General features: G+C 62.7%; 5 protein-coding genes. All 5 read right to left on the bottom strand.

The window, feature by feature from the left end; genetic code table 11:
* Positions 1 to 372: 372 nt before the first annotated feature.
* Positions 373 to 2,067 carry a cytochrome C gene (locus tag P3T25_RS48045; protein ID WP_429364761.1) on the bottom strand — a complete coding sequence of 565 codons (1,695 nt, stop codon included), beginning with the start codon at positions 2,065 to 2,067 and terminating at the stop codon, positions 373 to 375.
* Between the two features lie 2 nt (positions 2,068 to 2,069).
* On the bottom strand, positions 2,070 to 2,906 hold the full coding sequence (locus tag P3T25_RS48040) for a hypothetical protein (protein WP_429364759.1): 837 nt from the start codon (positions 2,904 to 2,906) through the stop codon (positions 2,070 to 2,072).
* Positions 2,907 to 2,931: 25 nt separating this feature from the next.
* Positions 2,932 to 3,771, bottom strand: coding sequence for an outer membrane lipoprotein-sorting protein (locus P3T25_RS48035; RefSeq protein WP_429364757.1), 840 nt, complete (start codon positions 3,769 to 3,771; stop codon positions 2,932 to 2,934).
* A gap of 42 nt (positions 3,772 to 3,813) precedes the next feature.
* Complete coding sequence (locus P3T25_RS48030; protein ID WP_429364755.1) at positions 3,814 to 4,314, bottom strand: hypothetical protein; 501 nt, start codon at positions 4,312 to 4,314, stop codon at positions 3,814 to 3,816.
* 13 nt (positions 4,315 to 4,327) lie between these two features.
* On the bottom strand, positions 4,328 to 10,322 hold a 5,995-nt coding region (locus P3T25_RS48025), incomplete at its 5' end, for a choice-of-anchor Q domain-containing protein (protein ID WP_429364753.1).

Below are 10,322 nucleotides of genomic sequence, written 5' to 3'. Positions count from 1 at the left end.
CGCCACGAAGGCCACCGTCCAACCACAGCGAAGCATCTGATTAAATGCAGGAATACTGATAATAGTCCTTGCCATGGCTATCTCTCCCTGCGCCGCGCTTCACACATTGACCAACGGCGGAAAAATTCAATGACTGCATTCCTTGGTTTCGCCTGACGACAAAAAGCGAAATGAGGAAAATATCTTGCGACTACTGTGACCCATCCCGATGGGGTATGCGTGCCCCTCGCCACGTTTATCTTGTGCAAACCGTTGACAGGAAACGACATGGGTCAACGTCCTATTCTTGCGGTAGGGGAGGCGCTCGACCGCACAGGCGATACCGTCTCGTGAGTTCTTGCGCGCCGCTCCACGCCTCGTCTCACGACATCGTCACGGCACCATCCAGGCCCCGTCGGCAACGAGCCTGACCCGGTCCGGCTCGGCAAAACGGACGATATAGCCGCCTTTGGACGCGAAGCGCTGCCCGGGCGCCAGCGTCAGGCGCGGGTAGTACCCGGTCAGGATGCGGCGCTCAAGCATGTCCTGAATGCGCTCGATCAGGTAGTCCCTCTCGAACGCATCGACCATATGACCAAGCGTCTCCGCCAGCAGACCGCACGCAAGATAGGTATCCGCCTGGACCTGCGGGGCGACCATCGGGATTTTGCGAATCGAGAACCAGCCGAACGCATAGTCGACACGGACACGCCGTCCGTCCGGCAAGTCGAATGGATACGCGAGGCGCGTGACGCCGCGCCAGCTCGCCGACAACGGTGTGCTATCGAGCCCGCCCAGCAGCCCCGACATGAACACGGTGTCCGAAGGCGGTGGCAAACGCCCGAGCGCCGCGATGTCGGGCGGTCGCAGCCATAGCACCAGCACGTCCGCACGCGACATTCCGTGCAGGGAGCGTGCGACGCTGTCGCCTGGCGCCAGAGCGCGGCTCGACACTGCGATGCCATGGCCCTTCAACGCGGCGGCAAGCGCCTGTGCGCCCCGCTCGCCGTTGTCGCCTGTGCGATAGACCTGCCAGACCCTTGTCGTCGCTTGCTCGGGTTTGCCATGGGCTTCATCGAGAATCCGCCTCGCGAGCAGCGCCGCCTCGAGCAGCACGCCCTTCGAGAAATACACGGAATAGAAATCCTGGTCGGCTTCAACCGGCACTTCCACGTTGGGAAAGAGACACGGCACGGCCTCCTGCTCGCAGAACTCGTGGATCGGCGCCCAGTTTTTGCCGCCGAGTCCCGACAGCACCGCAAACACCGGCTGCTCCACCAGTAGGCGCTTCAACTGTTCATGCCACGTCGACGGCGGTCCGTTCAGCTCCCACACATGCAGTTCCCAGCGACGATTGACCATGAACATCATCTTGTGCGACGCGCGCAGCGGCGGCGTCGCGCCAAGCGGAAACACGTTCTTGTCATCGAAGTACTGTTTGAGCACATCGAGCATGCCGCGCCGTTTCACCGGGTCCGCATCCGGTGTGATGATCGTCGCGAAGTGCAGCACCGTGTCCGTCACACCTGCTGACCTGCGTCGATCGAGGCGTTTCAGATAGCCGATCAGCGCTGCCATGTCGGTGTCGTTCAGCGCGTATTGCGGCATCAGATTGCTGAGCGGTTTGCCCTCCGAATCGAGCCCCTCGCGTATGGCTCTTGCGATCGTCGCATCGGTGTAGGGCTCGCGATTGGTGCGCATGCCGGGAACGTACGGGAGATCGAACTCTTCGGGACTCTCTACGCGAGGATGCACCAGATACCGGTCGGTGATCGGCGGGATGCTGCTATTGCCTTCCCTTGAGCCAAGGCCGCTGCGCCGATGGCAATTCATGCAGGCCGCTGCGGCGCCTCGCAGGTTCACGCCACCGTCGTGCGTCGCCTCAAGCGGTTCGCCCGAACCCAGCACGCCTTTCTGGAAGATCGCCTCCCCCATGTTCGCTGTTGTCATCGGCGGCGTTGACGGGGCGGAGTTCGCCATGCCCACCGGCACAATCAACGCGCCGAGCACCACACATTGAACGAGCATGCGCGCCGCGAGCGGGCGTGCCCACGCAATGGTTTCATGGCTGAACCGGGCGCGGTCCATGGCTAGGGGCTCGGCCGGCTCAGGGCAGGCAGCGTCGGCGGCGACATCTCGGCGTTGACCGACACCGAATTGCGCCGGCCCGGCGAGGTGGGTCGGGTAAACATGCCATCGTCAAGCGGCGGATTGAGCGAGACTTTCTCGATCGTCAGCTTGTCGCTCTTTCCGGCCGCCGCTACGCCGCTTTCGATCGTGAACGGTATCTGCAAACCTTCGACGTCCTTGTAGTCGCTGTACTTCACTTGCACGGTGACCGGCCCGCGAGGGCCCCGCACTTCGCGGTCGTACTTCACGTCAAGAAAGCTCTGCGCGTCGACCCACACATGACGGGTCACACCGGAAGGCAACTTCGCGCCGAGGCGGTAAGCATCGTGTCCGTCGACCTTTTCGATACCTTCAAGCGTGACATCGACACCCTTCGCCTGATGGTCGATCAGTAGCCCGTCGATGACCTGCTCGTCATGCGCGGATTTCAGCTCGTCCATGGTGTACGGCCGCGATTCCCCGCTGCCCGTAGCGCTCGGGCTCACTTTCCAGCCTTGTTTGCCGTCGAACATGCGGACAGCCCGCCGGTTGAGCACGGTGATCTCGAAGCGTGTCTTGTTCGGACGTTTCAGCGCGAGGGCAAACGGCAATTCCTCCGCGGGAGTATTCGCACTATCCACGTGCCCGACCCAGACCATCGTCTGGATCTTCCTCCATGCGTCGAGGCCGCCCCTCGCAGTGACGTTCTTCTCGACGATCTGGTCCGCACTCAGATCGTGCCCCTCCGGTATTTGCTCGCTCGCGTACACTGCCGCTGTCAGGCAGCCGATGAGCATCCACAATGCGATTCGTGTCATGGCAGTGGACCTCGCACGATAGCGGCTAGTGGCTATTCACCAGCGGCTGCTGGTTCGGCACTCTGGCCATGGCCAGTTGCGGTTTTGCAAACAGGGTGTCGTCCGTCGGCGGATTCACCGCGACATGGTCGATCGTCAGCTTGTGCGTCGGCTTGACGCCGCTGACGGCGGTTTCCAGCGTGTGCGGAATGACGAGCCCATTTTCTTTCTTGTAATCGCGATAGAAGATGGCGACATCGTGCATCCGGCCGTCGAGCTTGCGTGGTTCGCCGTCGATCTTCAGTTCGAGAAAACTGCTTGCGTCGATCCAGATGCGGCGTGACGTATTGTCTTTCGTCGTCAGCTTCAGGACGTACGCGCGATGCCCTTCCACTGATTCCATACCCAGAGCATCCACCCGTGAGCCCTTGCTCGCATAGTCGATCAGCGGCCCTTCCAGGTCAGCCGACGCCGCAGCCGATTTAGCCTCCGCAGGGGTATACGGTTCGACTTCGTCGCGTCCGAGGAAGGGCCTGACCTTCCAGCCCCGCGCGCCGTCGTAGACCTGAAACGCCGTCTGCTCGTTGAAGCGAACCTCGAAGCGGCTCTTGTTCGGCCGCTTCATCGTCATCGTGAACGGCAGCCTGGTGTTCTTCTTGCCACCGGCATCGATCTGCCCTGACATTGTGATCGTATTGACCGCATGCCACGCCTGAAGCCCACCACGTGCCGCGACGTTCCGCTCGACGATCTGCGCCGCACCAAGATGACTCGCCGCCGCGGCTTGCGCCGTTCCTGCGGCCGAGGCCGCGTATGCGACCGGGCAGGATGCCAGAACACAGGCCACTGAGGCCGCCGAAATCGCCTTCAAAAGAAATCGAGACATGAGTCACCTCCCCCATTTGTGTTGCAAATCGCCGTGCCGCGATCATTCGACGATCAGTCCGTCGACATGAAGCGAACCGATGAAAATGTCGACGCGCTCGCCGGCCTTGATCGGCCCGCCCTTGTTGGAAAACACCATCCAGTATTCCTGCCCGGCTTCAAGTGGACCGGTCTGGCGCAACGGCCCGACCTTGTCCATCACCGGAATCTCGAGCACCGCGTGGCTCGTTTGCCCGTACAGGTAGGCGGTCGCGGTCTTCTCGCCGAGCAGATGCGCCGCCACCGGATCCGTCACGCGATAGTTGAAGCGGATCAGATTGCCCGATGCGGTGCGGCGCACGCTCAGGTTATCGATGCCCTTCATCATCCCGTAGTAGTTCTTCGCGTGCTGCGACATGTTCACCGGCAAATACGGCGAGTGCCTGGGCGTGGACGCCGCCGGTGCGCCCGGCTGGGCCGCGACCCCTTGAACCAGGGTCGCGGTCAGACACACGCTGCTCACGAACAGCACCGCCGGCGTCGTCGAGGGGGATCGAAGTCTCATTGCCGCGTCCCCTTCAGCGTATGACCGCGGGCTGCGTCTGCGCCGGAGTCAGCGGCGGCGGCGGTGTCACAGGCAACTTCGGCGCCAATCCCTGAAGCACACCGCCGAGCAAGCCGCCAAGCAGACCGCCAGACGGGCTCCCCAAGGCGAGCGGATCGATCGGCGGAGGGGTGCCGCCCAACAGCCCTGGCTGCACGACCTCGACCGCGCCGATGTCGTATCCGGCACCCTGCGGCCTCGACGTGCCGAAGATGTCATGATTCGGCGCACCGGCTGACGTGCCGGTATTGATGGCCGACGAACCCGTCTTGATCGAGTAGTTGCCCAGCAGTACGTTATAGCCGGTGCTGCCCGACATGAGCGCTTCGTTGAACAGCGACAGCGGGCCGTACGACATGTTGATCCAGTTGTTGCCTTCGTCAGGCGTCGCCGACGGTAGCAGGCTGAACAGCGGGTTCGGAAGCACCGTATCCGAGATGCCCGGAGGCACCGCGAAGCCGACGCCGCCACCTTCCGGGGGCACACGTGCACCGTTGCAGTACTGGCTCACCACCGCCGGGTTGGCCGCGCTGTTATGCGCCCCCGGATAGTCGCCGGCGTCGGTCAGGATCGAGTACTGCGGGCTCAGCGTCAAACCCGATTGGTGGTTGGTGGGTCCGGTGTCGCCGAACGCGCCGATGTCCCAATAGACAGCCTTCGGATCGCAATAGCCCGTTTTTTGACCTGCCTGGTTCAACGTCGGGTTCAACGCGACCGCGTTCTGTAATCCGGGTATGTTCTTGTCCAGTCCCGACACCGTGATATAGAACGTGCGGTTCTGCCAGAACACATTGTTGCTCAGCGTCGGGTTCGAGAACGTCGTGCAGTTGGGCTGACCCGTCGGGCACACCACACCCGGATTGGTGAACGCGGCGATAAAGTTCGGCGTATGCCGCGCGGTCTCGAGCCCGGCCGGCTCGTAGGTCGACGTCGTGATCGGGTTGCACGTCGTTTCCGCCCCCACCGTCGTGCAGTTCGGCGGCCCGACGTTGGCCTGCGTGGCCGCGGACGTGTTGAACAGCACGCCTGCGGACGCCGTCGAGTCGTTGGAGACCACCGTATTGTTGACGAAGCTTACGCGCACCGCATCCTGCAGTGAGACACCGCCTCCCGCCCACCCGGCCACGTTGTTCGCGATGATGTTGTTGGTCACGCGAACCTGGTACCACGCGGCCTGGTTGCTGGGGCTGCGTTGCACATCGGTGCCGTTGACGCCCTGCAGTCGCAGGCCACCGCCCTTGCCGCTTTCCGCCGTGTTGCCGACAATCAGATTGCCGTCGATCACGAGGCCTGGGCCCACGCCATCCGAAAGCTCAGGAGCACAATCGATGTCCACCGTCGAGTTCTCGCAGAACGTGCCGTCAGGCGGTACGCCCTGGGCGATCACACCGCCACCGTAGGTGGGCAGCGTCGGGTTGTTGCTCTGGTTGAACAGCACCCAGTTGTGCGAGATGTCGCCGTTATAGCTGAACCCGAAGTGTGCGACACCGCCGCCGTCGCCGCTGCTCATGTTGCCGCAGATCCAGTTGTAGTTGAAGTGATAGTAGTCGGCACCCGTGCAGAAGGTCACGCCGCCCGCTGACGAAGGCGTGGTCGAGTTGATTTCATCGCCGTACGACGCGTTCGACGTCACCGCGTTGTGGTGCACGTTCACATGCGCGTTGAACTGGAACGGCACCTCAGTCACGCCGTCCGTGGCGATGGTCGCCTCGGGCGTTTCGACCATGCCGACCGTGATGCCGCCCGTGAGCGTGCCGGCATTGCTGAAGACGCGGTTGTTCGAGACCTCCGTGTAATGGTTCCAGCCGTGCAGTAATATCCCGCCGCCGCCCTGCGAGCTGTTGGTGAAGGTCATGCCGTCGATACGCGACGGATTGCACAGGAAGTTGCTCGGATACGCAGTGCAATCCGCGTTGCTGTTCGTGAGCGGCGCGCAGATGCCGTTCGCGGTGCAGTTCGGATCGGGTTGCAGCACACCGCCCACCAGCACATCCTTCACACCTTTACCAAGCACAGTCATTGCCGCACCTTCATACGCGCCCATCAGCGTCGGTTCGATCAGCAGTTCGGCGAGATTGCCATTGAGGTTGTAGTCCCAACCGACGGTGGGTTCGAGTGGTATCGGATCCACCTTGCGCTGCATCGTCGTCGAACAGGAATACGCGCCACTCGGATCGTACAGATTGGTCGACGAGATCATGGCGCCATTCATTGCGACGCCAAACAGGCAACCGACCTGTCTGCGCCACGGGTCCAGTTTGCCCGCCGGATGGGTGTTCGCGTTGACGGTCACGGACGTCGCGCCCACACCTTGCAGCCGGACCGGCTTCCACATGAGCAGCATTTCGTTATAGGCACCCGGGCCGACGACGATCATGTCGCCCGGCGTTGCCTTGTCGATCGCGGTCTGGATCGCGTTGCTCGTGGCGTTCTCGCCGTTCACGTAGGTCGGCGCCTTGCCGCCGATCGTCACGGTGACCGTGTCGATCGAGCGCTTGCCGTTGGCCGCCGTGATGGCGAGTTCACCGCAGGACGTGGGGTTCAGCACGCCACGCTGCTGGATCGTGCAGCTCGACTGCGAGCCGACCAGGATGGGCACCTGGCCTGTGATCGTGGTGTCGCTCCATGAAACATTGTTCATCGGAACACCGCCGATCGTGGCGTTCTGGCACGGGCCGATGGCCGGGCATGTCGAAGGCCGGCTGCCAAAGCCATAGTGGCGCGTGATGAACTTCTGGTTGAACGGCGCTGTGGTCGCAGCCGGCCCCGTGTAGGCATGGTTCGGCACCTGCTGGTTGCCCTGAGCGTTGATTGTCAGCGTGTGGGTGGCAACGCTCACCCAGGGTCCCGCGCCGCCGCCGGGGATCGCGTCGCCCGTCGCGCTGGCAATCGCCGGCGTGGCATCCGGGTAAGCGCAGTCAGGCTGATTGTAGCCATCCGCGAAGGCTTGGACCGGCACCACCGGCGTATCCATGTACTGGGTCTGTCCGGGCATGAACGGAATCTCGTAACAGAACTGGCTGTACGCAGGGTTGAACCACGGATCCCGAATCGTCTGGCCGGGATGCGCGGGATCGGGCATATCAGGATCGTTCATGCAGGTGACCATCATCGTCGGTGCATAGCCGGTCGGGTTCGGCGGATTGACCTGCCAGGTCGAGTAGTTCAGCCCGTCGAAGATGCCCCATTGGTCCGAATACACGCGGGACACTTCGTTGCCGGCAAAATCCTTTATGGATACCGGTACGTTCGGCACCGCAAACTTTTCACCGAATTGCGGCGAATACGGATCGAACTCCGAAGAGAAGTCATCCAGCATGAAGCCGGTGTAGTGCGCAGCCACGTGCGTCGAACTGAAGATCCAGAACTTCGTCAGCACTGTAGACTGGTTCGTCAGGTTCACTTCCTTGCGGTCGCACAGGTGCCGGGAGGCGCCCGCGAACGGCGCGACTTCCTGCGAACCCGGGAACAAGCTGATGAAGTCGGGCACGATGCGCAGCTCACCGACGCAAGGCCAGGAGGTTTCGATGCTGCCCGTGTCGCCCTCGCCCCGCGAGTAGGTGGTGGAGCCCAGGTCCTGGGTCGGATTCTGCGGATTGTTCCGGTTATAGGTGGAGTTCACCGCAGCCTGGTCGGGCAGGATGAAGATGGCGCCGATACCGGCGAACTGCTGCGTGACCGGCGCAATGTAGTTGTCGCCGATCAGGATGTTCTTGTCTTCCTCCTTCACCAGTTCGTAGCCCGGCGGCACGATCACTTCGACCACGTACTTGCCGGCAGGCAGCATCTGCGTACCGTCGCCCGAAGGATTGGCCACACAGACCGTGCAGTTCGTCGCGGTCGGCTTGCCGGTCGTCGTACTCCGGCCCGTCACGCTGGGGAATTTGTACATCCCGTCGTACGGCGCGGGCTGCAGCTGGTTGAACGCGTGCATGCCGTCGTAGCACTTGAACTGCGAATGCGCCGGCAACGCACGATGCTGCGCGTCGAGCCATTGCGGGGTGTCCTTCAACGTGAAGAAGAACGGGTCAGTGGTCTCCTGTCCCGGACAGTTCATGTTCGGCACGCCGTCGGAGCGGAAGCCCTGCGCCCAGTCATCCCAGCTCGCGGTCTTCGTCGTGTCCACCAGCGTCAGGCTGGTCGTGCCGTCCGCCGCGGTGCCCTCCTGATACAGGTTCACCGTGACGTTCGGCACGTCCGGCGTCCACTTCGTGTGGATCAGCAGCGAAGGATCGTCGAACGGCCGCGTCGAAGCATAGATGACTTCGCCCCGGATGCCGCCGTTTTCAGTCGCGCCAAACGGCGTCTTGCCGAATTCGATAAAGGAGCTCTGACCAATGAAGCCCTGCCAGCCCATCGTGGTCACCCACGGCGGATCGACCCGGCCGGTTGAAGGGTTCGTGCCCGAACGGTCGGTGCAATCCGCATCGTTGCAGTACACCGCGCCTGGCACGCGAAGGTTCGTGGGCAGGTGCGCCGTCGCGGATTCCTGCGTGTTGGCGAAATTGGCGGCGATGGTCGAGCTGCCCCCGCCAGGCGTGCCGTCGGGTGGGCCGCCCGCGTCATAGACCACATGGACGCCCGTCTGCTTGAAGCGGGTCTCGTCGGTGTCGACGACATACCAGTTGAACAGCGGGAACACTTCGTTAAACGATGCATAACCGTTCAGGTCGGTGTTGTTGAAGTTCGAATAGCTGCCGTCACGGAAACGGACATTGGTCGGAACCAGCGGGAGCCCGGGGGAACTCGGCTGCGAGACGCCGGAGCCGGTCGTGTCCATGAAGGTCCGGGTGTAGAGATTCGTGTGCCATTGGAGCACCGAAAGATCCCCGACGTTCGTGGTTTGGCCACCCGCCAGTTGGACCGCCGTCGCGAGCCCGTCGACGATCTGATCGTTCCATTGATCGAAGATCGTGATTCTGAACGTGCCTGAGGGCAGGCCGCTAAAGCTGAACGTCCCGTCGGCATTGCACTTCGTGAAGGCGATATCTTCGCCGTCCGGATCGCCGACGCTCACGTAGCACTGCGTGAAACCCAAGGCAGTGTGTGACCCGCTTCCGTAAAGGTTCTCATTCGGCGGACGGCTGATGTGCAGGTCGGTGACCCTACCCTTGAGTCCGTTGTTGCATGTCGTCCCTGCGCAGACGCCGGGCAAACGCGCATTGATGATTTTCGGATTGGCAAAGCCGACCGAGACGTGAAAGCCCGCTGGTCCGAACTCCTGGAAGTACGCCGGCTCCCCTGCCTTGATGAAAGCGTCGTGAGCCTTCTGTCCGTCCAGCGTGTTCGTCTGCAGCCATTCCTCGCCTCTGCCGATCCGGTCGGCTGCCGGTGTCGCGATCACGCCGTACCGGCCGGGCATCAGGTTGGCAATGACGGCAGTGCCGACGAGCGGCGACAGCGTCTTGCCGTCCGACTCGAATTTCGGACACGTCGGGACCATGCCGACGATCCCGTCGGTCGAAGTCGAAATCGGGCAGGCATTGAGCCCGGTGAGTGGATCGATTGTCCCCTGCAGGGAATTGGACAGCGGCATGTTGAACATGTCGTAGGTCATCTGTCCGGTCGGGTCCCCGGTGCCGCCCGCGTCGTCCCAGAGCTTGATTTCGAATCCGCCAAGTCCGGGCTCGTGTGCCGTACCGAACGTGTCGGTTCCGCCACCGACGTCCACTTCGCCATTCAGAGGGGCGTCGTCCTCGAAGACAAACACCGAGACCTTCGCGGTCGCCATCGGCGTTTGTTGCAGCAGCACGTTGACGCTGGTCTGTGCGGGCGCGATCGGCGCACCGCCCATGGTGTGGCCGCACTTGCCCGTGCCCGGCGCAAAATCCGCACCGCCGGGACCTGACGGGCAATCCTTGGAGATATCGAACGGTCTCTGCGGCCCGGTCGGGTTCGCCGGATTAACCGGTTGCGGCAAGCCCGCACCGTTCCCAAAGCTGTTACCGGCGTCCCCGGGCAAGATCGAG

This window comes from Paraburkholderia sp. GAS32 (genome assembly GCF_050434225.1).
GTDB lineage: Bacteria > Pseudomonadota > Gammaproteobacteria > Burkholderiales > Burkholderiaceae > Paraburkholderia > Paraburkholderia madseniana.
Note: the sequence above shows the minus strand (reverse complement) of the source record. Positions and strands in the feature narration are given on the sequence as shown.

Coding starts and splice junctions, on each gene's coding strand:
- P3T25_RS48045 (WP_429364761.1), bottom strand. CDS start 2,067: ATGGACCGCGCCCGGTTCAGCCATGAAACCATTGCGTGGGCACGCCCG.
- P3T25_RS48040 (WP_429364759.1), bottom strand. CDS start 2,906: ATGACACGAATCGCATTGTGGATGCTCATCGGCTGCCTGACAGCGGCA.
- P3T25_RS48035 (WP_429364757.1), bottom strand. CDS start 3,771: ATGTCTCGATTTCTTTTGAAGGCGATTTCGGCGGCCTCAGTGGCCTGT.
- P3T25_RS48030 (WP_429364755.1), bottom strand. CDS start 4,314: ATGAGACTTCGATCCCCCTCGACGACGCCGGCGGTGCTGTTCGTGAGC.